Annotated in this window: 22 protein-coding genes; 9 read left to right on the forward strand and 13 right to left on the reverse strand. The window is 54.9% G+C overall.

The window, feature by feature from the left end:
• Nucleotides 1–1,668, reverse strand: coding sequence for a hypothetical protein (locus tag ACLCGK_RS07775; RefSeq protein WP_410951731.1), 1,668 nt, complete (start codon nt 1,666–1,668; stop codon nt 1–3).
• A gap of 369 nt (nt 1,669–2,037) precedes the next feature.
• Here ACLCGK_RS07775 and ACLCGK_RS07780 point away from each other — a divergent pair, with 369 nt between their 5' ends.
• The 3 genes from ACLCGK_RS07780 (at nt 2,038) to ACLCGK_RS07790 (ending at nt 4,264) form a co-directional block, all read left to right on the forward strand.
• On the forward strand, nt 2,038–2,352 hold the full coding sequence (locus ACLCGK_RS07780; RefSeq protein WP_410951732.1) for a hypothetical protein: 315 nt from the start codon (nt 2,038–2,040) through the stop codon (nt 2,350–2,352).
• Entirely contained in the window at nt 2,339–3,400 is a 1,062-nt protein-coding gene (locus ACLCGK_RS07785) for a hypothetical protein (RefSeq protein ID WP_410951733.1), read from the forward strand. Before ACLCGK_RS07780 ends, ACLCGK_RS07785 begins: the two co-directional genes overlap by 14 nt.
• 162 nt (nt 3,401–3,562) lie before the next feature.
• Nucleotides 3,563–4,264, forward strand: a complete 702-nt coding sequence (locus ACLCGK_RS07790) for a CerR family C-terminal domain-containing protein (RefSeq protein ID WP_410951734.1) — start codon at nt 3,563–3,565, stop codon at nt 4,262–4,264.
• Nucleotides 4,265–4,327: 63 nt separating this feature from the next.
• On the opposite strand, the gene ACLCGK_RS07795 is transcribed toward ACLCGK_RS07790, so the two are convergent.
• From ACLCGK_RS07795 to ACLCGK_RS07805, 3 genes are all read right to left on the reverse strand, one after another.
• Nucleotides 4,328–4,633, reverse strand: a complete 306-nt coding sequence (locus tag ACLCGK_RS07795) for a hypothetical protein (protein WP_056798319.1) — start codon at nt 4,631–4,633, stop codon at nt 4,328–4,330.
• A gap of 286 nt (nt 4,634–4,919) precedes the next feature.
• Nucleotides 4,920–5,516 carry a YkgJ family cysteine cluster protein gene (locus ACLCGK_RS07800; protein WP_410951735.1) on the reverse strand — a complete coding sequence of 199 codons (597 nt, stop codon included), beginning with the start codon at nt 5,514–5,516 and terminating at the stop codon, nt 4,920–4,922.
• Complete coding sequence (locus ACLCGK_RS07805) at nt 5,516–5,755, reverse strand: hypothetical protein (protein ID WP_056798324.1); 240 nt, start codon at nt 5,753–5,755, stop codon at nt 5,516–5,518. Before ACLCGK_RS07805 ends, ACLCGK_RS07800 begins: the two co-directional genes overlap by 1 nt.
• Nucleotides 5,756–6,639: 884 nt before the next feature.
• Here ACLCGK_RS07805 and ACLCGK_RS07810 point away from each other — a divergent pair.
• Entirely contained in the window at nt 6,640–11,604 is a 4,965-nt protein-coding gene (locus ACLCGK_RS07810) for an AAA domain-containing protein (protein WP_410951736.1), read from the forward strand.
• A complete protein-coding gene (locus ACLCGK_RS07815) occupies nt 11,597–13,153 on the forward strand; it encodes a hypothetical protein (RefSeq protein ID WP_410951737.1) in 1,557 nt (518 codons plus the stop codon). The genes ACLCGK_RS07810 and ACLCGK_RS07815 overlap by 8 nt, the downstream gene beginning before the upstream one ends.
• 64 nt (nt 13,154–13,217) lie before the next feature.
• Here ACLCGK_RS07815 and ACLCGK_RS07820 read toward each other — a convergent pair whose 3' ends face one another.
• The 6 genes from ACLCGK_RS07820 to ACLCGK_RS07845 all read right to left on the reverse strand — a co-directional run bounded on the left by ACLCGK_RS07820 (nt 13,218) and on the right by ACLCGK_RS07845 (nt 17,909).
• Nucleotides 13,218–13,694: a DUF86 domain-containing protein gene (locus ACLCGK_RS07820; RefSeq protein ID WP_410951738.1), complete on the reverse strand. Its 477-nt coding sequence runs from the start codon at nt 13,692–13,694 to the stop codon at nt 13,218–13,220.
• Nucleotides 13,691–13,981: a nucleotidyltransferase family protein gene (locus ACLCGK_RS07825; RefSeq protein ID WP_410951739.1), complete on the reverse strand. Its 291-nt coding sequence runs from the start codon at nt 13,979–13,981 to the stop codon at nt 13,691–13,693. The genes ACLCGK_RS07820 and ACLCGK_RS07825 overlap by 4 nt, the downstream gene beginning before the upstream one ends.
• Before the next feature lie 84 nt (nt 13,982–14,065).
• Complete coding sequence (locus tag ACLCGK_RS07830; RefSeq protein WP_410951740.1) at nt 14,066–15,607, reverse strand: hypothetical protein; 1,542 nt, start codon at nt 15,605–15,607, stop codon at nt 14,066–14,068.
• 62 nt (nt 15,608–15,669) lie between these two features.
• Nucleotides 15,670–16,236 carry a hypothetical protein gene (locus ACLCGK_RS07835; protein ID WP_410951741.1) on the reverse strand — a complete coding sequence of 189 codons (567 nt, stop codon included), beginning with the start codon at nt 16,234–16,236 and terminating at the stop codon, nt 15,670–15,672.
• Complete coding sequence (locus ACLCGK_RS07840; RefSeq protein ID WP_410951774.1) at nt 16,229–16,693, reverse strand: helix-turn-helix domain-containing protein; 465 nt, start codon at nt 16,691–16,693, stop codon at nt 16,229–16,231. The genes ACLCGK_RS07835 and ACLCGK_RS07840 overlap by 8 nt, the downstream gene beginning before the upstream one ends.
• A gap of 358 nt (nt 16,694–17,051) precedes the next feature.
• Nucleotides 17,052–17,909, reverse strand: coding sequence for a DNA/RNA non-specific endonuclease (locus ACLCGK_RS07845; RefSeq protein WP_410951775.1), 858 nt, complete (start codon nt 17,907–17,909; stop codon nt 17,052–17,054).
• 222 nt (nt 17,910–18,131) lie between these two features.
• On the opposite strand from ACLCGK_RS07845, the gene ACLCGK_RS07850 reads away from it, so the two are divergent.
• Complete coding sequence (locus tag ACLCGK_RS07850) at nt 18,132–19,073, forward strand: hypothetical protein (protein WP_410951742.1); 942 nt, start codon at nt 18,132–18,134, stop codon at nt 19,071–19,073.
• Between the two features lie 412 nt (nt 19,074–19,485).
• Entirely contained in the window at nt 19,486–19,803 is a 318-nt protein-coding gene (locus ACLCGK_RS07855) for a hypothetical protein (protein ID WP_410951743.1), read from the forward strand.
• Nucleotides 19,804–19,888: 85 nt separating this feature from the next.
• On the opposite strand, the gene ACLCGK_RS07860 is transcribed toward ACLCGK_RS07855, so the two are convergent.
• On the reverse strand, nt 19,889–21,088 hold the full coding sequence (locus ACLCGK_RS07860; protein WP_410951744.1) for a hypothetical protein: 1,200 nt from the start codon (nt 21,086–21,088) through the stop codon (nt 19,889–19,891).
• A 334-nt stretch (nt 21,089–21,422) separates the two neighbouring features.
• Between ACLCGK_RS07860 and ACLCGK_RS07865 the strand changes: the two genes are divergently transcribed.
• Nucleotides 21,423–22,061, forward strand: coding sequence for a hypothetical protein (locus ACLCGK_RS07865; RefSeq protein ID WP_410951745.1), 639 nt, complete (start codon nt 21,423–21,425; stop codon nt 22,059–22,061).
• Between the two features lie 156 nt (nt 22,062–22,217).
• Here the strand turns inward: ACLCGK_RS07865 and ACLCGK_RS07870 are convergent, their stop codons facing one another.
• A complete protein-coding gene (locus tag ACLCGK_RS07870; RefSeq protein WP_410951746.1) occupies nt 22,218–23,924 on the reverse strand; it encodes a Shedu anti-phage system protein SduA domain-containing protein in 1,707 nt (568 codons plus the stop codon).
• Between the two features lie 90 nt (nt 23,925–24,014).
• The gene (locus ACLCGK_RS07875; RefSeq protein WP_410951747.1) at nt 24,015–25,001 is read right to left on the reverse strand and encodes a hypothetical protein; all 987 of its coding nucleotides are present in this window, start codon (nt 24,999–25,001) and stop codon (nt 24,015–24,017) included.
• A gap of 332 nt (nt 25,002–25,333) precedes the next feature.
• Between ACLCGK_RS07875 and ACLCGK_RS07880 the strand changes: the two genes are divergently transcribed.
• The gene (locus ACLCGK_RS07880; protein ID WP_410951748.1) at nt 25,334–26,050 is read left to right on the forward strand and encodes a S24 family peptidase; all 717 of its coding nucleotides are present in this window, start codon (nt 25,334–25,336) and stop codon (nt 26,048–26,050) included.
• Nucleotides 26,051–26,466: the final 416 nt, after the last annotated feature.

The following is a 26,466-nucleotide window of genomic DNA, read 5'->3' on the forward strand; positions in this document are numbered from 1 at the left end:
TCAAAGTCCCAGCTCGTCTTCGAGGATGTCGTCGAGACTGTCGCGCATGATATCGGCCACCTTTGGGTCATCCAATAGCAAGTGGGCTGAGCAGCCCATCGTCATCGCCGTCTTGAAGGCTGTTTTGGAGAAGATGATCTGGCTCGGAGCTACAAGCGAACGGTTCAAAAGGTTCAATATAAGGCTGGGAATCTCATAGTCCTTGTCAATGCCTTTGGGCTTGGATCTGTCGAGCAAATGGATGGCGCTGGGTAAGAGCATCTCAATCTGCCCCATGGCGAGGGCGAATGCGACCTTTCGCTCCCGACGCGCCATCGTTTCAGCCTGCAGTCCCGAGAAGGGTGAGTTAAAACCACGACTGCAGAAACCGCTCCCCAGGTTCATCTCCTCGGTGCGCAAATACCCCCTGGCATGAAAGTATTCGCCATGCTCGATGTTCATGCACAGCGTATCCAGCGCGTGAGTGCCTTTCAGGTCGGGGTACCCCGCAGCCTGGAAAACCTCACGGTACCAGTCGATTTTCCCCTGAAGGTCGGCGCAGTCAGGCGTGAATCTTGATTTCCCAAGGTAATCACCGAGGGCATGAGCGAACAGCGAAAAGGCTCGATCCGGTTCCATCTCCTGGTCAACCAGCAAACGAACGAATGTCTCAGGGAACGTGAAGAACGACTGGAGGATGCGCCTAGACTCCAGGAAGCTGCCGGAAGCAATGATGTTAGATGCCACCTGGAAAAGCGTGGCGCCCTGCGTTTCAAGATGCGTTTCAAGCGCTACAGCGTCACCCAGTGGCAGCAAGAGCTGTTCAAAATCCAGGGCGCGATAAGACGGTATGTCCTGGCGCAGGTCAAGCTGGGAGATTCGCTTGGCGACCGTGATCAGCAGGCGATCAATGCCGAGTTCATTGCCATTGCGGTCATCGGTGTAGAACGCCATGCGCCGCAGTAGGTCGGTGTGAGCACGATTGAACCGATTTAGAAGGCCCTCGATGGCAAGGTGGGGATAGGCTCCTTCCACCCCTTGCAACTCGTCAAACCAATGCGCCATGCAGTCCTGCATCAAGGTGGAATTGGCGATATACGGCAGTGGATTGGGTGTGTTCAACACAAGGGCGAAGGCACGTGCTTTCGGATCATTGAGGGGAATGCTCAGGTGTTGTCCTGGATACACCCTGGGAAGGCCGCGTCGGACGTCAAGGTCAGGGGCGAAGCACGCCAGGTCGAGCACCTTCGCGTAGATCTGATCCAGCCTGGCAATGGCGGCGGGCAATTTCACCAGTCCATCCCGATCAGATTTCACTGACGCGGTCATGGTTAGTCCCGGTATCAAATGGAGCGTCTCGGAAACGCTCAGCAGCGGTAGCTTGATGTTCTGTAGGCACGCATCAACCATATTGATGCCTCGATCGACCAACATTTCAAAAATGTTCGCCTCGTGATCAATTTTGGTTGGCATGAACTCGAACATCAGCTCACCGTTGAGCTTCCCATAGAAACTGCCGGCTGCACCCACGGGATCATCGCTGGCCAGCAAGGCTGCTTCGACGGATCGTGTGTTGACAATGGGCGCCAGCTCAAAGCATTTGCTTAGCAGGGCGTCGGCATCATCATTCAGCTGTTGGCTGGCCATGCTGCTGGGGTTGATTGAGAAGCCTTGATTGATTGTGAACACGAGGTCTGCCGCCGTAGATGTACTGTTGATGGAGTGTGGGGCAACTGGCCAAGTATCTCATGCTCAACCCGGTTCCCCACAGTGGAGGTTGAGCTGGGGTGTATGAACATGGGCTACCAGAAATGCCATTCATGGTACCACGCTCAAGAGGCCCGACTCTTTGGTTATCGCTGAGGCTTACAGGCACATTGAAGAATACCCTGCATCTTCAATAGTAGGGTAAATCGCAAATGGGTTACAAGTTGCTGCAGGCGCAGGCAGGATGATCCAACCTTCATATGCGACCCGCACTAGACGCATTGCTGGAATTGTAATTTGCAGCACACTATCTGTTACAATATCCCAAAACCTCGCTAAGAAGGGTTAGGCATGAGAAATTACCCAGTTTCAATCGTGCGGGTCGAAAAGATATTGACGACCAACAGCAGGATTACCGCAGAAGTCATTGATCTGGCACCCCATTTCGATGATGAGAGTCTTCAGCAAATTCTTGGGCGGTTGAGTGTGATCAGCACGCGCATGTCGTTGCTGGTGTCATGCCATGACATTCCAGAACTCAGGTGCATCGATGAGATGATCGACCCTGCTGTCGAAGAGCGCTTTTTCAAGGCCTCCGAGGAGTTTCTGTATCAAATCGATCATTTCATCCTCCGGGTCAAGGGGAACCGCCATGCCCAAGCTTAAGCTCGAAAGCCAGATTCTGGAGCGTTTTGACGCTCAAGCCAAAGAAATCGCCCCTGTCGTTGAGGCTCAGGCCAACCAGGTGGTGGGCGTGTTGGCCAAAGACCTTATTGGAGCCGAGTTCGAGCCGAACCTGGGGCTCAATGGCATCCATCACTACACGCGTCCCGACTCCTATGTCTTCTGGCAAAAGGTGGGTACGGGTTTCAACAATTTCGTGAAGATGAAACCCTGGTTGTCGAGCGTGTTCATTAAGCCGATTGATGAAGGCACCAAAGCCAATATTGCGGACAAGTTGGCTCGCTATGTCGGTGGAAACGCCATGATTATCGGCGCTGCTGCTGCGCTCGGCATGGGATTGGAAGGGCGGACAGTGAACTCGTTTTTCAATTCTCCAACCATGGCTCCTGTCATGGAGATGATGAATTACAGCATGGACAAGATCCACATGGGTTGGTTTGGCACCTCGGCGGCGGCAGGCCTGGTGGCGTTCGGGCTCATCAGCTTGAAGCTGGGTTGGGACGCCAAAAAGCACTACGACAACGCAAAGTTCATGGAAGGGCGCGACCAAGCTATTCTTGATGGCGCGCTGGCAAAGGAAAAGACCTTCATGCAGTGGTGCAAGGCCCGATTCACTGGGAAGTATTTTGCTGAGCCAGAGGTGAGCCAGCAGTCGCTCAATCGCATTCAGACGATGCAGAAAATGAACCTCTCGACTGAAAAAATCCTGAATCTGACCAAGCGCAAGGACGAGCCTACCTTCAAGCACATCGAGCGCAGCGCGCAAATCCTAGTGAAGGATTACCTGGTCGACAGGCACCTTGCCAACCAGACAGCTTTGTCCATGCTCGTTGATATTAAAGGGGACACCAATCACCTGACAGCGATTCTGAAAAGCCGCCATCTTCCACAGGGCTGGGCTGAAAGGTACGCGATCGACCCCAAAACCATCGTCAAGGAAGAAATGGATCTTGGCACCAGGCGGGAGCCCCTGAAACTTGAGCATGCCCCTCATTCTGTACAGACCTCGGTTGCTGCCCCTTCTCTTTAATCGCCTGATACCTGCCCATTCCCTGGGCAGGGTGCATCGGCCATCCACTGGCAGTGCGCTTCAAGCGTGGCAGCCCTTGGTGAAGGTTTGATGATTTCCTGATTGGAATTATTTTCCCGGCTGATACAATTGCTTTACCCATGTATTGAGCTGGAAAGGTTCATGCCGCACCCCGACAAGAAGATCAGACGCACCCATCGTCAGGCCTATCACTGTGGCGACGAGACCTGTAAGCGCATCATCGAAGCCGCCATTGACGTATTTGCCACCAAAGGTTTCCAGGCTGCTACAACGCGCCAGATAGCGGAAAAAGCCGGCGTTAATACACCTGCACTGCAGTACTACTTTGAAAACAAGGAAGGTTTGTATCGGGCCTGCGCCGAACTGATCACGCACGATGCGAGCAGCCATTTCGAATCAGTGTTGAGCATGATCGAGGCGCGCTTGCTGCAACCGGTCTCCAGGAAGCAGGCGATCTGCCTGTTTTGCGACCTGCAGGATTCCATTGTCGACCGCCTCCTGGGGTGCGGTGAACAGGATGGCACCCGGCGCCTGTTCATGGCCATGTCGCAGACAGGCCAAGGCTTGGAATGTGGTTTTACATTGATGCGTGAGCATGTTGCCGACAAGATCGACAGCGCCGCCCAGACCCTGGTGGCGATCGCATGCTCGTTGCCACCTGAAGAACCCTTGGTGAAAGTGCGGGCCATGACACTACTGGGGCAGACCTTGATTTTTCACGTGGGGCGTCGATACACCGAGGCGGCGCTCAATTGGACTCAGATTTCTGGTGAAGACCTTGACCTGCTGAAGACCGTGCTCAGGGAGCAATCCGTAGCCGCCTTGTCTAGCTACGGAGGGTGATCGTCTCCAGGCAGAGGTGAGACCGTGCAGGGCCCGCTGGCCTGTGGTGATCAACAGCCTGGATTACGGGGCTGGATCTTCGAGCTGGCGCAAGAGCTGATTAAGAGCAGCCTTGGCAGAAGCCAGGCGACGCGCTCTGATGTCGAGGTCTTCCTGGAAGATGTTGATCAGGGCAACACGCGCATCCTTTTCAGATCCATACAGTGAGCCGTTCTTGCCGTCATAGGGCAAATACCGGGGTGGCTGCTCAAAATCTTGTAAAACGATGCAGTTGCTTTTCACATCGACGGCCTTGAACGGGGCGATCTGTTCATCGCGAAGCAGCCAGACCGTTTGTTCACGGGTAATTTGTTCCAAACCAAGACGCATGGGTACTGTTCCTTTATCAGGGGTGTCCTGAGGTTATAATTAAAGGCAAAAATACGACAGAGCCTGAATGCATTTCATTTTACAGTGGGCTGCAGTCCAAGCGCCAGGCCGTCAACCTAGGGTGTTTGATCAATTTTCCAAAACCCAGTCAAACTATGATAATGGGTATCCCAGGTTGTGTCCAAACCAAGTCAGGTTTCCCCTTATTCAAATCCATGGTCGGTTCTTGGTAGCAAACTGGGGGGGGAGAGGATTATGTTTTCGACGGTTAGTCTGAGGGCTATGATCAGGAGGGCGGAAAGAAATCCCTGATGTCACCCCAAGCCTCATGCGCGAAGGCGGCGACAAATCCATGCTCCAACTGTTTGAGATTCAGTGTGATGACATGGCTGTCGCTAGAGGGAATGTCGGTATTGCACTGTTCGGGCGTGTCAGCCATGTTGAACATCAGTCGACACACCATGGGGCGCTCGTCATACACAGAGCAGCGGCCTTTTTTCAGGAACGGGCAGGGTGCTCTGTGCCACTTTTCGCGCACGGAAGGGCTGGGCACGCCCTGAAGGGTCTTCATCTGGCGCCCGGAAGCCTTTGCAATTGCTCGTGCCTCGGATTCACAAATCACCGCCGAGATGTTGCAGCAGTAGCTACAACCCGATCGGCAGGCTGAGTGCGGGATCACGACACGGGCTAGCTGATCAGAGGCTTTTTTAAGCTGATTGAGTTTGGCCCTGGCAGGGATGTCCCGCTCCAGGGCCGCCATGAAGGCGTAGCGGGGGTCATCCTCCATGGCATCCAGGTTCATGGCTTTGAGGTTAGTAAGCCCCTGTGCCTCGGCCTGTGCCTTGGAGTAAACGACCTCGACGGACTTGATCAGATCAGCCATCAGAGGGGGCTGCTTTGTTCCATTTCGGGATCTTCACAGCTGTTGCAATAGGTGAAGCGACCAGCATGGGTCAGGGCGAACCCTTCGATCTTGATGCCGCTGATGGTGGTCACGTCGGGTTGCAACATGCCTTCGTCAACGAGCTTTTGAGCGACCTTGGACTTTGTCTGAAAGGGCAGGCGGTTCTCCACCTCTGCAATCCAGACCTTTTCGAGCATCTGCATTTCTGCCTTGGTCATTTGTGCACCTGTTGACGTTGATCTGAAGAGGCTTGGAGTCTACCAGAGCGTTGCACCCTAAGGAAATAATGGCGCAATCATGGGTGGCATTGATGAGGATGGGAAGTGCATTCAAGAGCCCCATGAACTCCATCGGGGGGGTATGGAAGTTTCCTCAGCGGTGCAGAGAGCCTCATTTTAATCAGCAGGCTAGGCTGCCAGATTGTCGCCTTAAACGCATTTTCCGCATTAGAGTTTCGCAATATATTTTTGACCAACTCCTTTGATAGTTTTGCAGCGGGTGCTTGCGCTTAATCCAAAGCACCAGGGATTTCAACTTAGATTAACAGTCAGATGAGCTTTATTATGAGGTGTGGGTACTGCCAAATTGAACGCCATCAGGAGTCACCCACGGATTGTTGGAATCGTTTCAGATGCGCGCCTCCTTTGGGTGTCAGGCGTAAGGACAATCTCATTTGGTGCAGGCAATCTCTGATTTTGTCGCTGCGATGTGGGCTATGGTGGTCAGGAGCGTCTTGACGCAACTAGCATTTTTGATTCAATAAACATCTAAACCGTTGAGTCGATCCGTGAGGTATTCCCGAGTGTGAAAGAGATTCATTATTCAGCATGACCGCCAACCCAGTAACGAACTGCCTTGCTACATGACCACGATGATGTTGAGATGATCTCGAAAGGCTATTCAATGGCCATCTTTTCTTATACCATTCGCGACAGCTCGGACGCTGGCAAGGTATGCCAGGCTTCCAGAATCTGAACCAGCACTGAAAGAGTGTTTTCTCAAGCCAGCGGGAACTGCGCACGATTCAACAGCTGGATGCCATGGAGGCGCCGACGCCCCTGGTCACTCCACGGTCGCGCAGGTCAGCACAAGGGATGTCAGTATGGATATCATCGTTCGCGGTAATGGGCTGCACAAGAGCGAAACGAACGCGCTTGACCAAATGCAGAAGCACTTGCGCAATAGCTGGTTTGGTTATGCCTCGGTACTGGTGGCCGACAAGCAAGGCTCGATGGAATTTGACTTGATTGTCGTCACCCATGATCGGGTGCTGGTTGTCGAGCTCAAGGAGTGGCATGGCAAGCTGACCAATTTCGACGGCAACTGGGTGATCACCACCCCGCGTGGTCAGCAAAACCGAGGGAAAAGCGCCTATCACCGCAAGCGTGACCAGGGCTATCGCCTGGCAGCCATTCTCAAACGGGAAATCGGCCACAAGCTGTCCTACGATCCCTATGTCGAAGCCCATGTGGTGCTCTGTGGCAGCGCGACCCCGGAGTTCTTGCCTGAGGGAGAGCGCAAATACGTTCACACCCTCGAAGACTTCTTGAAAATCGCTGGCAACGACTACGACAACTTCGTCCAGCAAGTGCGGATGATCAAGTTCGATGAGATGGGGCGGCTCAGGCCCAACAAGGCCCAGCACATCTTTGACAGCTTCTTCCGTGGCAATCGCGTAGAGCTGGCTGAGTTCAATTACCTGGAATACACCGCTGCGAATGCACCTGACCGGGTGCATGACCAGCACCTGTTCAGCGAGTACCCGGCAACCAAGGCGGGCCCACCGGTCAGCAAGGCCATGATGCGTCGCTGGGATCTGGCAACGCTGGGCCTGGCGTTTCATGATGACGATACATGGCGTCGCGTGGTGACTCGTGAGGACTACGTCTACCGCACCGCCAGCGCTGCCAACAGCCCGCTGGAAGAATTCCTGCTCCGCCCGTTGTCGCCGATGGTTGAGGACAACATCACCAGCGACTGCGTCGAATTGTTCGAATTGCGCAAGAACACCCTGCGCCTTGAGCAGCACCTGAACCTGCATGGGCACAAGTGGTCGGTGGAGGAGCGTCTAGACCTGACCAAGGCCTTGCTACTGCCGTTCAGTGAAATGCACGGCATGGGCTTCGCCCACCGTGATATCGACGCGCAGAACCTGTGGTACTCCCAGGATTCGCGGATCATCCTGACCTCCGGCTTCCATGCCGCATTCATACCTGATAAGGGGACGGTCAAAGATCTGGCTGAGCGGTTGAGAAGCAATTCGACGCTGTTGCCAGAGGACGTGTATGCGTCGGAGGGCGAGGTGCTTAGCCCGTTTGCCAAGGATGTCTACCTATTGGCCTTGGTTGCCCACAAGATTTGCTTCCACGGCGTGAAATTCAACCTGGACGATGGCATTCCCGTCTGGCGCCCGATCCCGAGCGACCCCTTTGAAGGGAAACTCGACGCCTTCTTTGCCAAGGCCATGGATCTGGAGCAGAAAAATCGCTTCGCCAACGCTTCTGAAATGCTCGCGGAGTTCAACAGCATCGCGGTCGGGAAGTCACTGCAATATGACGACACCCAAGAGGTCATGCAGGCGATCACCAAAGGCGATTTCATCAAGGCCGATTGGAATCCCTACATGCTGATGAGCTACTTCCCGCCAGTACCAGGGGTTATGCCTGCCCCTGTGGGCGAGAAGATGGTGTACCGCTGCCTCTGCAATGGCGAAGAAGCGCTGTTGAAGTTCTGGCCCAAGGCTGTTGTGGATCTGAAGAATCCAGGCATCAACCGTCGCATCCTGCGCATGCGCCAACGCATTGAGCAGACGCTGGAGGATGAATTGCCGCTGCCAGGCCTGCTGGATCATGGCCTGTTCGCCCACGGCAATGGTCTGTTCGTGGTCACGCGTTTCGAGGACGGAACTGCCTGGCCAGACTATGTCGCACAACTGGAGACGCTGGAGCAAAAGCTCGAAGCTGCAGCCGCGTTGTGCTGCCTGTTGAACAATGTTCATGGCCTGGATTTCGCCCACGGCGATTTGCACCCCGGCAACATTCTGGTGCGGCCTACCCAGGCGGATGAACCGTTGTCACTGATGTTCATCGACGCCCTGGACTTTGGCGACACCTCGGAGCCCTACAACGTCGAGTATGGCCCGCTTGATCCATCCACCAGTGATAGTTTTGGTCGTGACTGTTATGCGGTCTACCAGATCGTCCGCGAGCTCCTGGGAAATGAAGCGCCTGCAGCCCTCACTGCTGAATTTGAGCTGGCCAAGGAACAGCCCAATGGAATCCCTGTTGCCATCGACCCCCTTGCGGTCAGCATCACGGCTGCCCTTGAGGTATTGCGCAAACCGGCTGCAGCCCCCATCGAGCCGCTTAAATTCATTGCCGATGCCTACAAATGGCCTGCCGAGCAGACCTTGCTGCAAGCGGGTGAATCAGCTTACTACCTTCATGTGGCCAAGGCCGATCGCAACCCGGAACACCTGTACATCCGGATCACGGCTCAGGACAAGCGCCTGTCCTTCAACTTCGACCCAGTGAGCGAGGCGCTGTCTTCAGCCTGGCTCGCCGATGTGTCCTTCGGCGAATACATCTCCGCAGGGCAAAAAGCCCAAGCCACCTTCGTCCAGCCGATTGCCATCCAGAAAGGCATCTCGACCAAGGCGAATGAAGAAGCCTTCGTGCGCTTCCTGCTGGAGCAAGAACCTGTTCAGACCCTCCTCAAGAAAGCCGAAGAAGGGGAGGATGAAGAGGGGTGTGCGTTCAGCGAAACCTGCGATGACTCCGTTGACCAGACCATCAGGCCTACGGCCATCTGGAGGGCGATGCTGGAAACCGAGGGTGATCAGCTGATGCGCGTCGAGATCGACAACGCCAGCCTGGAGGAGAGTGCCAGCGGGTCACTGTTGATCCCCTATGTTTCTCAGGACAACCGGGAGCTCGATTTCAACGCTGAGGCGGGTGACATTGGCATCTACCTGGAAGGAGAGGGCCGCCCGTTTGGCGAGGTCATTGCCGAGGAATGCAGCTCCACCCGGTTGGCTGTGCGCATGTTTGCTGCTGGTATTCGCAGCGTGAAGCAGAAGCTGACCCCTGGTACTGAGCTGATTTTTGAGTCCAAACTCAGTAATGCTTCCCGTGAGCGCCGGAAAAAGGCCATGGAAAGGGTGCTCAACGGTGTATCCCGCATTCCCCACCTGCCCGCCTATTTCGATCAGAACGGCACCCTGCAATCGAAGGTCATTGGTAAGATTCCTGATGAGGCTGCCATTCGGGCACGGTACGATTCCGAATTCGAGCAGCTCAATCCCCGGCAGATCGTGGCGTTCCAGCGGACGATCTCTGAAGGCCCGATCCAGGTTTTACAAGGGCCGCCGGGGACGGGGAAGACCGCTTTCGTGACCAAGCTGATTCACTATCTCTTCGAGAATGACCTGGCGGGGAACATCCTCCTGGTCGGTCAGTCGCATGCGTCGGTGGACACGGTTGCGGTAAAGGCCCGTGAACTGTGCGCCAAGCTCGGTACAGAGGTGAGCGTCATTCGTCTGGGTCATGAGTCGGCTATCGACGATCAGATGCTCCAGTGCCACTCCAGCTCGATCCAGCGTCAGATTCGCTTCAAGTTCCAGCGCGAATACGAGAAACGCATCAATGCCCTGTCTTCGCGCCTGATGCTCAGCCAGGATTTGGTGGAGGAGTTGGCCAAGCTGCACCGCAGCATCAGCCCAATCCTGGATAGGGTGCGTACGTACACCAAGCAGAAAGGCGATGCCGCTGCCAAGCGCCACATCGACGAATCTGTTCGCATCGAGCAAGTTCGCGAATTTGATGAGCGAATTGCCAGTTGTGTCGAGTCGCTTCAGCATCACATGGACAGTCGGGGTTATGAGTTCGACTTGCCGTCGCCTGCTGCGTCTGAATTCTGGGATGAACTTTCCAGGCAGGTAGCGCGTCAGCACGGTGTGACGGATCTGCTGGCACTCCAGCGTCTGAACAACCTGATCAGCATCAGTCAGGATTGGATCGATGTGCTCGGCTCGGGAGGCGCCAATTACGACCGCTTCCTCGTCAAGACTTCGCAACTTGTGTGTGGCACCCTGGTCGGCATCGGCGCAGGCGCCATTCACATTGAGGAGATGGAATTCGACTGGGTCATCATCGATGAAGCCGGGCGAGCCCAGGCTTCGGAGTTGATGATTGCCATGCAGTGTGGACGTCGCGTCCTGCTGGTGGGCGACCATAAGCAGCTGGCGCCGATGTATGAGAAACGACATGTGCGCGAAGTGGCGAGGAAGCTGCAAATCGATGAGCGTGAGGCGGTCAAAACCGACTTTGAGCGGGCGTTTGTGGTGAACAACGGCATTACGCTCAACACCCAATACCGCATGATCGAACCGATCGGCAACATCGTCAGTCATTGCTTCTACAACAACGAGCTGCACAGCTTCCGCAAGAAGGCTGGCGCCTGGTGCTCGGAGCTCCCTTATCCGCTGAACAAGCCAGTGAGCTGGATTGACAGCGGCTCCGGAGAGCGTGCGGTCAACGAAGATGAGCCCGAAAAGGGCAAGTTTGTGAATAAGCATGAGGTGGCTGTGTGCTTGCACTTGCTTCGCCAGCTGGCCCGCCCCGAGCACATGGAAAAACTCAACGCCAAATGCACCCCGATGAGCCCGCAGCCCATCGGTGTCATCACCATGTACCGGGGCCAGAAGCGCTTGATTGAAGAAGAGCTGAGCCGCGCTGAATGGGCCGCGCCATTGCGTGGTGCCGTCAGGATCGATACGGTCGACTCCTATCAGGGTTCTGAGAACCTCATCCTTTTCCTCAGCTTGGTGAGGAACAATGACAAAGGATTTCAAGGCTTCCTTGGCGACGTATCCCGCATCAACGTCGCGTTGTCGCGTGCCAAGGATCGCCTGGTTGTCATTGGTTCGAAGCGCATGTGGAGTGGGGTGCACGCACCTTCAGCTTTGGGCAGTGTTGTGAGCTACATTGCCGAGCATCAAGTCACCGCTCCAGATGATTATGAAATCGTGGATGGCACCACTGTTATCGAGGGTCAACGTCATGAATGAAGAGTATCAAGCAGTTGATGCCTCGGGCTTTCGCATCTGTAACACCATTTCCCTGTTGGTGCCGGCATACCAGTACCAGATCAACTGCGCCTGGACGAAAGAAGTGTCCCTGCCTGCGGTCGAGGAGTTTACCTGCCGTTTGCTGCTGGCGCTGGGGGAGGTCTTGCCAGGCGAGATCCGCCAGTACTTCGGCCTGTCCAGGCGTGAATGCGATGTGCTGATTGACACACTGATTCGCAACAAGCTGGCTGTCCATACCAATGACGGGCACCTGATGCCCTCATCCATGTTGCTGGATCGCACCAAGGGCAATTCGTCCGCGAGCCCAAGCCTCACCAAGTACGAGGAGAGGATCGAGCGCCCGATCTTCGAGCTGCTGACCAAGACCATTGTGCCTGCCAGCCCGAACAATCGGACGCGCTGGGGGCTCCCCCAGATTCCTGTTCCACCGGAGAACAAGGCCTGGTCGGTGCAGGCGGTGGCGGATGCGTTCGGTGACCAGTACCGCGCCTACCTCGATTTTTCCAAGCTGCCCGAGTCGGAGACGCGCAAGACACGCCTTTACAAGGTCGGTACGTGTGACCAAACAGCGCCAGTCAACATTCAGGTTGATCTGGAGATTGGCTTGCTGCCCACAGCGACTGGTAGTGTGGAGGTCATCAAGCGGGTTGCGGAAAAGGTTGGGGGAATCCGCCAGCGCCCTTTGAGCATGGAGCTTGAGGCCAAGATCTCCGACTTTCTCAACAGCCTGAGGATGCCCAAAGATGGCATGAGCCTTCAGGAGTATTGCCAGCTATTCAACGATGAAGTCCTGGAGCGCTACCTGGATGATCGCGGCCTAGATATCAATACCTGGCTGATCGACCACAAAAACCGCAAGACGGGGTACGGTACCCAGGAAACACGGGCAATGATTGGCCCGGTGTACGATAACAACAACCGCATCACGATCGGTCGAATGCTCGAAGACCTGTCCAAGGACTGGCCTGAAGGCAAAGTTCATCTGGCCCTGTGGCTGTCGAGCGCTGTTCCGCTGTGGGCTGCCAGCAGTACGCTACTGGGTGACTTCTGCCGCAAGACGTCCGACAAGCTCAGCGAAGCGCCGCACACCAAAGGCAAGATCACCGCCATCCTGCCCTTTACGGACAAGCGTGAATTCGGCCAGCTGCGCAGCACCTACCACAACCGAATCCCCAACGGCATCGCGTTCGAAGGGGTGGATCTTCAGGATCAGTTTGAGATCTTCCTCGTACCAGGGCAGCTCGCGGTGGTTCAGTACCATTTCCAGCCGAGCGACGAGAGTGCCGCCACAGTCCCGATCGGCTACATCACCTGCGACCCGGTGCGGGTAGCGCAGGTTGACGGCTTCCTCAACGCCAAGCTGTTTGGCCGGGGTGAAGGGCATGTGGTGTGGAGTGAGGAGGCGGAACGGGACATAGCCAATCATTTGGACAAGGATCGTCTTGAGCTACTGCACTCGAATGGACTGAAATTTCCAATGACCAGTCAGGTTAAGCTGACGCTCAAGAAACCACCTCGCAAATACTAAAGGTGGGGGAGCCCCTTCCACAGGGAGGGGTTTTTTCTTCAAGTTAAATGAACCCCGCGTATTTTCAACCTTGCTTCGGCCCTGAGTCACTTTTATCAAGCTTATTATTCCTCAAAACATTTTTTAAGGATTTGCCGAAGCTCCCTAACGGGAGAGTGTTTTCTGCCATCGTCTTTAACTTGTACAATTGGTATCTATTTTCAAGTTTTGCAATGAGCTCAGGTGCTGCGTCTTTGACGCCAAACACCATCCTATAATCTGTGGCATTGTAGTTGTGGGCGGTTTTGTTACGCATACCTCGCGCCTGATTAACAAGATTAGTCAAATCGGGGTCTTCAGCCAAGAAATCTTTGTGATGCTCCCTGAGTTCCCAGCAGGCTTGACCAATTACCTCGACTGCCTTCAGTGTTGCAAGCATGGACATTCTATTTTTGGAAAATTGATCATACGTCATGTCTTTCGTGAAATCCGATATATCCTGAGATGCCTGCTTTATCTCATCTAAGCAGTCTCTTAGTTCACGCTTCTTTGGGAGACTCATAATTCAATCCCATCGCGTTCTATGCTCTTTTTTATTTTCTCCCCCAGAGATCTGCTCGAAATTACATCTGTTGGAGTTCCTAAGAACTCTTCCAATTCCATCACCAAGCCACCAAGATCGAATAAATTTGCATCCTCGTTAGGATCAACGACAAAATCAACATCACTCAATTCAGTTTCTTCGCCACGAGCCACCGATCCAAATACCCTGATTTTACTGAACCTGTGAGCTTCGGCCATCTTTCTGATTTTTTCTTTATTTTCAATGATGTATGAGAGACTAACCATAAGACACCCCACAGTTATGATTCAAAAATTCAATGAAGCATAGACAGATATGATCAGGATGAGGAATGGTGCTGTCAACGCCATTCAGAGCCCAAGATCCCTCTGCAAAAAGCGCTCGGCTGCACGGGAGGCCCTTTCAAATCCAGGCTTATTGAGCACTAGATCAGCTGGAATGCCTATCTGAATGGCTTTTTCCAGTCGAGCATGGGTGCGCAGCAGACTCTTCAGGTCAAGCAGGCCACTGGTCAGGATCATGAGCTGGCATTTATCCGTGCGAACCAATTCAGTGTTGACCCCGTTTTTGCGAGCAAAGAAGTCCTCCATCTCCCGACTCAAAAGTTCTCGTTGATTCAACGCAATTGCCAGCGCCACCTTGCGCGCCAGGTATTCATCTGTCGGAAACACCTGCTGATTGCGTGACGAGGTGGCCCGGCTGCAAAAGGCCCTGCCCAAGGCCATGTCCTCATGGCGCAGGTAGCCAAGGGCATTGAAATGCTCACCCAGATCAATGTCCACTGCCAAAGCATCCATCGCCTGGCTGCCGACAATGTCGTTATAGCCGACATCAAGGAAGGCCCGGCGCAAGGCGGCAACCTTGTGTGAGAATTCGGCCAGTAGATCGTCGTGTTTTCTAAAAATGATATCGGTCATCAGGCAGCCACGAAGCACCTGTTCAGCTCGCTCCTGTGACGCACCAGACAGCATCAGGGTCTCGGCAAATTCATCTGGGGTGTCATAGAGTTCACCCAAGAAGCGCGCCTCACAAGGCCAGATCCTTGCATCGACAAACAGCTTGCAAAGCTCTTGATACTGCGGTTTCGACAGGATCTCGCTCAGCACGGGTTCCTTGTGCACCGAGGTGTTGGCATCGAGTGTCTCTGGAGTAGCACTGTACCCACTCGCACAAATCCCCTTTGCCATGGCCAGCAAGAACTCACTGACTCGTGTGCGATAATCCTGATTGATTGATGGGTGTTCCGGCGCGTAATTCCCCAGCTGAAGTCCAAACTCATGGAAGTAGGCAACTACACCTGCCTGGTATTCACGTGGCGCGGTTTGCAATTCAGCCGACCAGTGTTCAAGGCACTCTCTCATCAGGGGGGAGAAGCACATATACGGCACAGGGGAGGCGCCTGACATGACGAACCCAAACAGTCTGGCTTTGGGGTGCTTCAGGGGCAGGCCAAGATGATCCGCTTCGGAAGGCGTTGGGTGGCTCTCCATATCCAAAGTCTGGCGCAGCAACTGATCCAGCTCCTCAACCTTGGTTGAAAAATCGGGGTAAAAACGGGTTGGTTCCAGATTGCCAATGAAGAATACCGAGGGGACAAATTTCGTCCCACCCCCTCTCCAGGGGAATGAGGGGTGGATCGAGTGAATGACCATATCCACCGGATTGACCCCAAGCTTAATCAGTTCAGATGTGAGTGACCACGCATCGAGTTGCTTGAGTCGCTGGTCGGCCTCTTTGAAGAGCCTTCGATAGAAGTCGTTCGGGACTTCACCTTTGTGGATGTGCAGGTGCACGGGCCCGTCTGTTAGACCCTGGCTCCCGAGTGCCAGCTTGACCAGATTTGAAGCGACTTTCTTATGCTTGAGCGCATCGGGTTTTGATTCGACCGACATGAATTTGACCGTTTTCTTTGAGTCTACGGGTGACGTAACACCTAGCGCCAGTTTACCCCCCTTTACCTGCGGGTGGTCGACATGCCACCTGGCAGCGGCTTGGGGCTGCTGACCTTCATGTCGCTTCCAGACAGCTTGGTCGACGCAGTGTCGAAATGGGTCGAAAACCTGCGGCGAAAGGCCTGGGGATCTGCCTTCAGCAAATCGTGGGCACAGCCCAGAAGATCTTCGCGCATCGCGGCCAATCTCCGCTCAAGGCTTCTGACCTCATCCGCATCAGGTTTAGGCTGTTGCACAAGCGCCTCCAGCTTGGCATTTGCCGCCGAGAGCTCACTGATTTTGACTTCCAGGCCATCAATCAAACCTAGGGAAGAAGCCTGTGTTGTGGTGATCGCTTCGGCCAACCGCTTGCGCTCGGCGCGCCGGCAAGCCCAAGCCACACGTTTTTGAATCTCTAACTTCTTGCGAAGCGCTCTGATGCGGGCGCGGTCTGCGGCGCGCTTGATTTCGTCTGGCGTTGATGCTGAGACAACGCGCAGCGCAGGCACGACCTTGGGGCCGAACAGGCGCTTGAGCAACTCCAGGCCACGCTTGTCGGCAGGCTTTTTGGCCTTGGCGTTTTTAGTCATTGTCGACCTCGGGGGTAGAAGAGGTTGGTGAGGGGGCCTTTTCACGTTTGATGGTGGTGATGGCCCGCTTTGACGCAATCGGTGGTTTGCTGGGCGCCCTGGGCTTGGTGCGGCCAGTGGACAAGGCCGCTGCGTCTCGGCGGGCGGCGGCTGCAAGGGCCCTGGAATGACGAGTCGTGGGGGATGTGAAGGTTTCGACCAGGACAGGCTTGTGTCCGAGCAACACCCACATGGGATTGATCCCGACCCTGAACATCTTCTGCAGGTTTTCGGCACTTGGGCTGGAGTGCCCCAGCTCGTAGTTCTTCAGGGTGGATGTCGGAATTTTTGACGCGTCTGAGAGCCCTTGCTGGGACAAACCAAGCAATTTGCGCGCCTGGCGTACCCGCGTGGCGAAATCAGCGAGGTCGCTTGTGGCGCGCTTGGATGGCGTCTTGGCTTTGACAACAGCAACCATGGTCAATCACTCACCGGGCAGGACAGGTAGGTAAAATAGTACAAATTTGAGACCAAAGCCAGCAGCCTTCAAGTCGCCCCCACAGAAGGCGTTGCAGCAGGGGTAGCTTGGTAGTCGGTCGCCCGAATGGCTAGGGGTTGAGGTGAAACCCTGATGGGTGTTGCTCTGGATCTGTGCGGGCTGGCCAAGCGGGGATGAAACACTGCCTCATCAGCAGAGGTGGGCTTGAACGATGAGGGGTGCGCTTAGGGGCTGGTGGTTGGCAGTCTCAGCAGAAAGACCGCGCCCCGGCAAGCTGAGTGGCCGCCAGGTCGTAGAGCCTGACAGCCACTTAGCCACTTCATCCTGGGCAGCGCGCTCAGGAGCGGCCAACGCTGCCCGACACTGGGAGGTCGCCCAGGAGGTGGAGGCCTGTCTGCTCCACGAACGTCTGGTAATCTACAGGTCGTTGAATGGCCGTATTGCCATTGACCATCACATAAGCCCAGGCGCGCTGACTGCTCTTGTCGTAAACCAGCTTGAACAGGCGTGTAGGCACCCAGACCTTGTTGGCACCGATGGTCTTGTAGCCCTGGTCAAACAATGGCCCGGTGAACACGTAAACGTCGCCATCCACCCGCTGGGCGAACTTGCGCACGTCCCGTTCAACCTTGCTCCAGATCTTGCGGTTGTGATTGGGGTCTTGAGGCACCATGTTCGAGAGGGCGAAGCTCTGAGCCATGGCTTTTGCGTCAGGCGCATCGGCGGCGGGCGAGAGGTGCCCCCTGTCCAGTTTCGAGCCGCGATAATCGGACAATTCCGCCCTGAACTGGGCGGGGATGCGCGGGTCGGCGTAAAAAGCATTGGTACGCTCTTCGCCCTTGGCATCCTGCAGCAGCCGAGCATTCAGGCGCTCGACCACCACCAGCGGCGTTTTGCTGGCCTTGGAGTAGAGCACCGCGAAATTGTCAGAGCACAATGCCATGGTCTGCATGCGCTGGGGCACGATGCCTGCGGCGAAGGGCGTTTCATTCGGGAACTTGTCGACGCAGTCGTCGAATGAATTTTGCTTTTGCTCTGAGGAATATAAATCGGCTGCTTGCGAATCCTTGAGATCGCCGCGCTGGTAGCCGCTCGGCTCAAACACGGGTGTCAGGTCGAAAAAGCCTTTCGCCTGCACAGATGTCGCCAGAGCAAGGGCCAAGGAGGCCAGCGCCGCCAGCTTGAGTGTCTTCATGTTCACGATGATCATCCCCAAAGCAATATATGGTTAACTAAAAATTCAGCCTACAATGTGCGGGTGAAAAATGCCAGGGCGGCGAGCATAATAATGGAGAAAACCACCGCAGGCCAACAATTGATTGAGTGTTCGGTTTGCTGCATTATTGGCTTCAAATTTGCCGCCCAGGCGATAGCGGGTGGCGCCTGCACCTTATGAAAATTGGAGTGTGTCAGTGCCATGAAAACGAACCCTCTCGACGGCAGTTGCTTCGCCTACCTGATTGACAAGGGTGGTACTGGCAAGATTCTGGTGCTGCTGCTGGCGACTCTGCTGGCCATATTCGGAGCGATCATGCAGTTCGCCATTTTCATGATGGCGGAAGATTTTCAGCAGTCCCTCGGGCTCAGTGCCGGGCCGATTCTGTTTTTGTGCATCATGGAAATCACGGTGTTCATCGCCGGCACCTACGTCTTCTGCCTTTTCGCGCTACTGGTCAACAAGCGTGAGTCCTCGACCCGATCCGCAACCACCGAACGGGATGTTCAAAAGCCTGCTCAACCCGTGGTTCCAGCGGATATCCACCGCCTGCAATACAAGCAGCTGCAGCATGATCAGATCTATCACCGGGACATCTTCGTCCTGAGTACCCACCACAAGATGAGCCACTTCACCCTGCACCTTTCGAAATACGCAAGCTCGATGATGGAGGCAGGTCTGGCTGGCGATCACGTGACGGTGCAGAAAAAACTGGTCGACTCGCTGATCATTCTGATGTCTTGCGCCAACACCCTGAACATGAGCCTGGCTGCCCTAACTGCCGAATGCGAGCCCGAGAAGGTGCGACAGGGCTGGGCTGAACTCACCCGGTCGGAAACTGGTTTTTCGCCAGAGACTACCCATGCCTTGATCTGCGAGTTCGTGGTGCTCAAGGGTCACATGTGCAAAGCCATTGAAGCTCTGGATCATATTGAGCGCTTCAATAGCCGTGAAACCCTTGAGCAATCCGTGACTGCGCTCTGGTTTGTCACTTTGCAAGCCCTCGGTGCTTCGACCAATCCTGAAGGGGCCGTGGACGTTGAGGCTGCTGTAAGAGCTCGCTTGCTCTCCCTGGAGGAGCGCTTCATATACCACGACCGCGTTGGCACATTCGACACTGACTATGTGGGCTGGCTCCAATAGGCGCCACTGCGTAGCACCGGATGATCAGGCGTAGCCGAGCTATTTTGCGGGTGGCGTGTTAATTGGGGGTACGCATGCACACTAACGTTATGCATGTAGGCGACCATAAACTTCCCCGCATGCGTATTATTGATAAAGCCGCATGCGGTGAATAATGTGGCTCGCAGGCGTATCTAATTATGGTACGCATGCGGTTGACAACCTGGCGTGTATGCGACTTGTACAAATGACTGTATGCGTACCGTTGGTGAGTCTGTATGCCAACTCTAGCTGCATACGCAGGCGTAATATCGGCTATCCTGTAGGCGTACTATTAGGAAATCCGCTCATGCGAATCAGACCCCAAGGCTCCAGAATCCAGCTCCTGCGGGTGAGCTACTCATCAGAAAAGAAGCGCAGCCAGGACACCTTCGTGACCAGCTTCAACAAGTATGCGCAGACGCTGCCAGACGCCGTGCGTGAGCTGCTTGAGCCGCAGGAAATTGAGCAGGTAGAGCGCTATCTGGCAGAGAAGAATGCAGTGGTCAAAGCCGGCGCGTTGCGGGGCTCATTGATGACCCTGCCCCACTCACTTGATCAAGCGAACACGGCCCTTCAGGATCCTGCCTACTACGAGCGTCTTACGCCAGAGATCGCGGCGCAGATCTGGGATGGCCTGGATAACGTTCGCAAGAGCTTGAGGCGGGCTGGCTTTCAACGCCCCAAGAAGGGTGAAGCAGAAGGGGGTTGATTGGATTGCGAGTGACGCCGCAAGCTGGATCATTCGCCGCGATGCGTTTTCGGCCAGGGGTGTACCCCTGGCGCAGGGCGAAGCCTCAAAGGCCAAGATCCATAGCCAATAGTTCGTCGACGACTTCGGTGTCCATGATCCTGTCGCGCAGCATGTTCGACTTGTTGTAGGCATAGGCCTTCAGTAATCGCTCCGGGTTGAGGTCGGCTTCCAGTAAATCGGCTTTACCGAGCTTTTCGAAAAAGGCGCCAGCGATCACATTTGACCCTGTGGCTTCGGCCAGCTGACCTTCTTGGGAAGGGTTGAGCTGATCAATCATGACTTCGAGCGGTGACAGCTCGGGGTTATGGTCGCTGTGAAAAATCTCATGCTTCAGTGGCTGCAGGTCACCTCCAATGCCTTCGTAGGCATCCAAAAGGCTCATGTAAACCTCAGTGGATGAACGATGCTGTGCAGCGCCAGGATTGCGTTTGAACGTGATGAGGAGGTTCTCTTTGATCAGGTCTTTTGCAAGATCGACCTCACCTTCATGTTTTGCGATCTCGATGAAGTTGACGATCCGTGATTTGAGTTCGTCTTGGCTAGCCCTGTTCATGGTGTTACGCAGATCCATGGTCTCCATGGTCTCAGCCAGCTCTGCTTTTACATCAATGTACGGACGAAGCGCCAGGCGCCGCTCATCGTTGGCGGGGACATGCTTATACGCTTGAATCTGGAGAAAAAGGCGACTGATTTCCTTGCGATCACCCTCATCCATCGTCTCCAAACTGGAACACGCATTCATCCAGGCGGGAGGGTTCCGATTGAAAAATCGCTCAGCTTGATGGCGAATATTTTCCTTCTGGAACTCGGCAAAGATCGAAGGATCGCGAATGAGCGCGCCCGTTTCATCCCACAGCGCAGCAGGTGTGCCCGATACTGTCCTGGGATTGTCTGTTTTATAGCGATCTGTCAAATATGCGTAAAATTCATGGCGCGGTTGCGATTTGATGTTTTCGAGTGCGTTGCGTTTCAGGCCACGCAGCTCGCCCATGAATCGGTTGTGTTCCCCATGATCCACAGAAGTCGCCTGCTCAAACGACAGGGCAACGTACCGATAGGCCTCCTTTTTCTGCTTGTTGGAGCGAAGGTTCAAGGCAGTGAAGAAGCCACCCAAGCTGCCATAGTCATCCAGGATGGTGGAGATGGCAACGATGGCTTTCAGTGCGCGGTTTTGGACATACACCTCTTCGTGTGTGTCCTTGATCTGCTGCAGTCGAGCTTGAGCTTCGGCCCTGGTGGTCATGGTAAAAAGCCTGCTTCTGTTATTGCAGGTGGTCGGCTTGCTCGCCCCCTTGATTGAGGGGCTTGCGAGCAGCTCCCTGTACCTGCTTTGGCTATCTTTAAACTATTATGATCGTACACAGAGCGCAGGGTCAAAGCCCCAGATCATTCTAGAATACGCGGCCTTCGTTTCCCTGGCTCGCTGACGGCTTGCCACAATGTTTCGTCGCGCTGGTCATAGTCGGAGATATGCATCTAGAATGCCCGCATTTCTCGCACGACAGTGCGCTCAACTATCGGTGCGGTTGAGCCTTCAAGGGCTTAATTCACCCCAACGTCCTGAAGCGAAACCAGTCATGGAAATCACCGTTCTACCTCCGCAGCCAGATGAGCCCCAGATCACCGCACGATCTGCAATTCAGAGCTTGGGTCAGCATGCTGCAGGTTTTATGGCTGCAAACAATCTGCACGGTTGGCCCGAAGACCAGGACTACGTTCTACGTTATGACAGGATCGGAGACATCTTGCTCATGCTCAGCGCCACGACTGGACTGTATGTGGGACAGGCAAAGCGCTTCGCTTGGCTTATCAGTAAGATTTCAAAAGAAGCAGGAGCAAAAATACCCCGAAGAACCTCACTCGACATGGTCTTAAAAGCCTTGGGATATTTCAGCTATGATGTGGCCTATAAATGTCGAGGTGTTGACGATTTTATTCAAAATTTTTGGCCCCAAGGCTCTGTCATGGGGCTGCAGTCGCTGGAAAACCAGGCGCCTCGCAAAAACGCCAATCAGCGCGTAATCAATATTCTTCTGTACCACTATCAGCGAAATCAGGAGATGGATCGCCAGTTCAATCGTGAGGCCCTGATTCTCAAAGACACCAACCTGAAAAACACGCGAGAGTACAAAAGGATCAAAAGCCTCAAGCGTCAGCTCGCGGAAAAGGAGCGGGTAGATTCAAGGCGCCCCGTTGAATACCGGAAAGATACGTAGGCTCTTTTTGAAAGCGCCATTTCGAGACCTACGACGTCTGTGGGCCTTACCCCGTACTGCGCTTGGGACGTGTCGGACGCTTGGCAAGGACATGTTGCCGATCTCCGTGCTACCCGACTCCAAGACTCGTCCGTGAGTCTTGGTCAGTCCTTAGGATCAGGCCTCTTGGGCCTCTCTGACGGCCCTTTTGAGCTCATCCTCAAGCCTCCGGCCATTGGCCTCGCACAACGCGCTGATGGCCGCCATGGAGCGGCTACCGAAGCGCTGATTTACGCGATCGATGAGGGCCTTGCTAAACACGGTGGGTTCGATTTCCTTTCCAGGTCGTGCCAAGTCATTTACCCGTATGACGCTTGCACGCCAGAGGTAATAGCAGACGCGGTTGGTATGGGCGTATCGGCGTGAACGGTCAACGTTCCAGCTGTTCTTGGGATCGAAATGATCCCTGACAATCTGGCTGAGTTTGATCTGGCACACCCAGGGCAAGGAGGCTACGGCCATCGACCACAAATGAACATGTTGGGCAAGCTCCGGTTCAAGTGCCGCGTCGATTCCCAGCGCTCCCAGAATGGGGTGGGACTTCGAATCATTCCATTCGCCGATGAAAGCGCAAGCATCGTCATCCAGCAGGGGTCTGTAAGGCCGGCGTAGCTTGAGGGCATCATTTAAAGGGTGTGGTCTTCCCAACATGAAGATCTGGCCTTCGTTGAACGCATCGGCATGCTCGTGGCACATGAGCAGCACATGATCGGTATCCGAGAGGGTCTCCACGTCACTAAAGTCATCAATGCCGTTGTACAGGTGCCTGAGACGGCCCCGCACCTCCCCCTCATAGATGATTTTGGCAGTGCAGCCTGGCTGCTCGCACAGGCCATTGGCCCGGTAGAAAATCTGCTTGATCGAGGCAGGATGGACGGCGCTTGCCCGTCGAGCGTTCCCACTGAGCGCCCATCCAAGACCTGCCATCTTGATGCCATAGGCATCGGTGTCAAACTCCCGAGGCAGTCCGACATCCGGGCCCTTGCTCAGCAGTTGGGTAGGCGCCCCCAGGGTTTCGACCGAGACGCCCCTGGGCCCTACCTTGAGCATGTTCTTGGCGCGTACCCCGGCTCTGAGCCGCTCGATCATCATGGGGTAGGTCATGAAGATGATGTCCTCATGCAGGTACAGGTCATCGATCATCTGCTGCTGGATGGGTGTTTCCACTGTTTCTGAACCGACCACCAGGACATAGCCCAGGCTGATTCTGGCCAGGTTGGAGACATGTCCTTCAGGTTCGAAAATGCCGACCGGGTAATTCTGGAACAAGGGCTTCAGATTTCGCAGTAGGGCCCGACGCATGTCGTCATTGTCCATGGCTGCCCGCCATTCCCGTACCTGGTTGATGGCCTCGACTGTTTCGCTTCGGAACGTAGACCTCATGCTCAAACGGGAGTGAAAAACACCCTTCACGGAGCGCTCGATTTCAACCAGTGTGATCTTTATGACCCTGTCTTGCACGGTGATATAGGCAAAGTCAGGAATCAGATTGCAGGGGAGTCGGTGCTTGTTGAGCACCGAATCGAGGTACAGGCCGCCACCAAAGAGTTCAGGCGTATGGAGCAGGAAAGGGTGGTCGACGATCATTTTGTGAATGGAATGTTCGTCGCGAGTAAGCTCCAGGGGCTTTTCCGGTGGGGCGCTGCGCACGGGCTTTCTCTTACCAGCCTGGCTTTCCAGTCCTTTTCGTTTGATACGGTTGCGCGGCTCTGGAACTTGGGAGGACGCCTGCTTGGCTTTGATCTCGGAGAGCATCGAGCGGGGCGTGCTTACCAGGCGCTCAAAGGTGTCGATGATCTGCTGCTGATTGGTGGACTCGGTCATGTCATTCACTCGCATGGGCAACCCGTGGCAGGGCAGGGGCCTGCACTTTGGATGCTGATGTGGATGGGAGCATAAGGCCTCAGGCGGCCATTAGCGCAAGAACTGGCGGAGCAGCGTCTCGGAAACTGCCTTCGACGGAGCAAGGTCTGGGCAATGCTCTTGGAGCAAGCTGTCAAACCCGGTCTCATGCAAGTCGTGCAACAAAACGACGGTGCCGAAGGTCATGCCACTGGGCAGATTCACGACCAATTGGCTGTTGATCCCAAAGGTGTGCTTGATGACCCGGTAGGCATCACGGTTTCCACCTTCGATCGAGAGCAGCGCGCATTGGACAGCGCCCAGGTAGTCATCCTGGAACAGTAGGTATTCAGCCAGTACCCCCAAGGCCTTGGGGTGTTTGTTCTTATGCGCCATCAGCAGGTAGCTGATGCATGACGGACTGTGACCGCCCACCGGCATGGCGAGCAGCAGGCCTGCGAGGTACTGCGAGTAGACATGCCCCTGCCTTGCCAGCGCCTTGTAGGTGGCAATCGAGGATTCGGGCGCCCAAACGAGGTTATGGCTGAAGACATCCGCTTTGTGCCCCATGCCTTGCTTGGCAGGGCTCAGTGGCGGCTCGAATTCGTTCTGGGAAAAGGCATCGCGAAAGCGGACAAGCAACGCCTTCTTGGTCTTGTCGACCAGGTCGGAGTAATGCTGTTTGAGGTGTTTTATGGTGAACAGGTCATACGCCTTGTTCGCCTTGGCTTCCAGCGCAAATTCTTCGAGGGCCTTGGCCTGCAGCTCCTTGAGGCTAAGGGTGTCAGCAGCTCCCGGCATGGTGATGGTGAGCTTCGGCGCATCGAATGCGAGGCTGATGTCATTGAAGACCTTCTCCGATCCGAAGATCAGCACATCCATCTCAGTGACAGGGGTGTGCACAGCAGCGTTTTTGGCTTCAGCGCGTGTAGGGTTCTTGCCGGCGCGAGGAATCAGAAATTCTTTGCGATCAAAGACTTTCTTGCGCACAGCATAGGGTTTTCCCAAGAGCAGCAGTGAGTACTCTTTGGGTTTTGGAGGAGGGTTGCTCGGCTTCATGGCACAATTCCTGACCCAGGCAAATGACGTTATCTCGACCACTAGACATGCCACATCAGCCCGGATTGGCGTCTGTGCATTGAATGCTGGCTTTGCAGCAGGTTGTACATCGGCCTTTATTTTCCCGCAGTGGTCGGCGGAGCGAGGGCAAGCTCAGGGGCGAATGTAGGGTGATGAGTGGGCGATGTCAACAGGGCTTGGGAGCCAGGGCCGTCGTCTGCCTGTGGCCGCACAGGCGCTCTGAGGACGAATTTATACAAGTAAAGCTAATGTTGGCTGTTCTTGGCCCGAGATTTTTTGCATTTGACCAGTGCAGCTAATATATTGGCCCGATGAAAATCATCCCTGAACATCAGATCGAAGAGTCGAAGAAGCTGCGGGCTATTTTCGAGGAGCGTCAACTACAGGCCAGGCACCGGGGCAAACGAATCACCCAGGCGGGGGTGGGAAGGGCTTGTGGCTGGGCTTCAGCACAAAGTGTGTTCAGTCAGTTGCTGGTCGGGCGAATGGCGCTCAGCCTGGACTCCCTGCTGAAGCTGGCACTGGTGCTTCGCTTCAGTCCTTCGGAGGTGAGTCCGCGCCTGGCCAGCACCATGGAGCTTATTGCAAAGCTTCCAGGAATCGTCCAGACCGACGTGGAGCCATATCGACTCCCAGTACTGGCGGGCAGTGTTCCAGTGAGTTGCAAGGCCCTCCTGAGCGCCGGCAAAGCCTTTGAGCTGGAGCGGGGTGCCTTTGGCCATTTGACCATCTACAGCGCCGATCCGTTAGCTTATGGCATGGTCGTGTCAGGCAATCACTTGTCTCCACGCTTCAGGAATGGGGAAATCCTGGTGATCGAACCTGGAAAACCATGCCAGGCGGGCGATGAGGTGCTGGTGCAGCTCGATGATGGTCTTTGCATGTTAAGGGAGTTCATCTACCAGCGAGATGGACAATGCCGGCTTGATGGGGTGTGTGGAGGCGACTCTGTGTACGTTGAAAACACGTCGATCCAGGCCATGCATGTCGTGGATGTCATTGCCAAATCCTCCCGATGGAACAGGTAGGTCTGAGACGGCATGATAAGCAAGAGTGACCTGGTTAGGTAGGGCATGTACGTCACCCATTGATGGCTATCATCGAGCAATCGCTGCAATGCCATGATGCTCGTGGCAAGGAGGCCAGCTTCTATTGGGTTTATAAGTAAATTGGTAGAGTGGTTTCTTGCATGCACCGCTCAGGGACTCAGGTTCTGAGCGATTAGGCGCTGAATTTCTGTGTTGAGATGCTTCGGAAAATGTAGTCAGCCCCAAAGTTAAGGGTCATTGGTGCTGTCGTTAACTGCCTGCCTGGATATGGACTTTTTGGCAGCAGCAACTGCCTCTTTGACATGCGGGCTTGCTGTATTGGCCATCAGCCCTGGAAGTGCTACGACATTCGTGAGATCCTTAGGGTTGAGGGGCTCTTCGATGACTTGCAGGAT

The organism is Pseudomonas sp. S1(2024) (genome assembly GCF_046557535.1).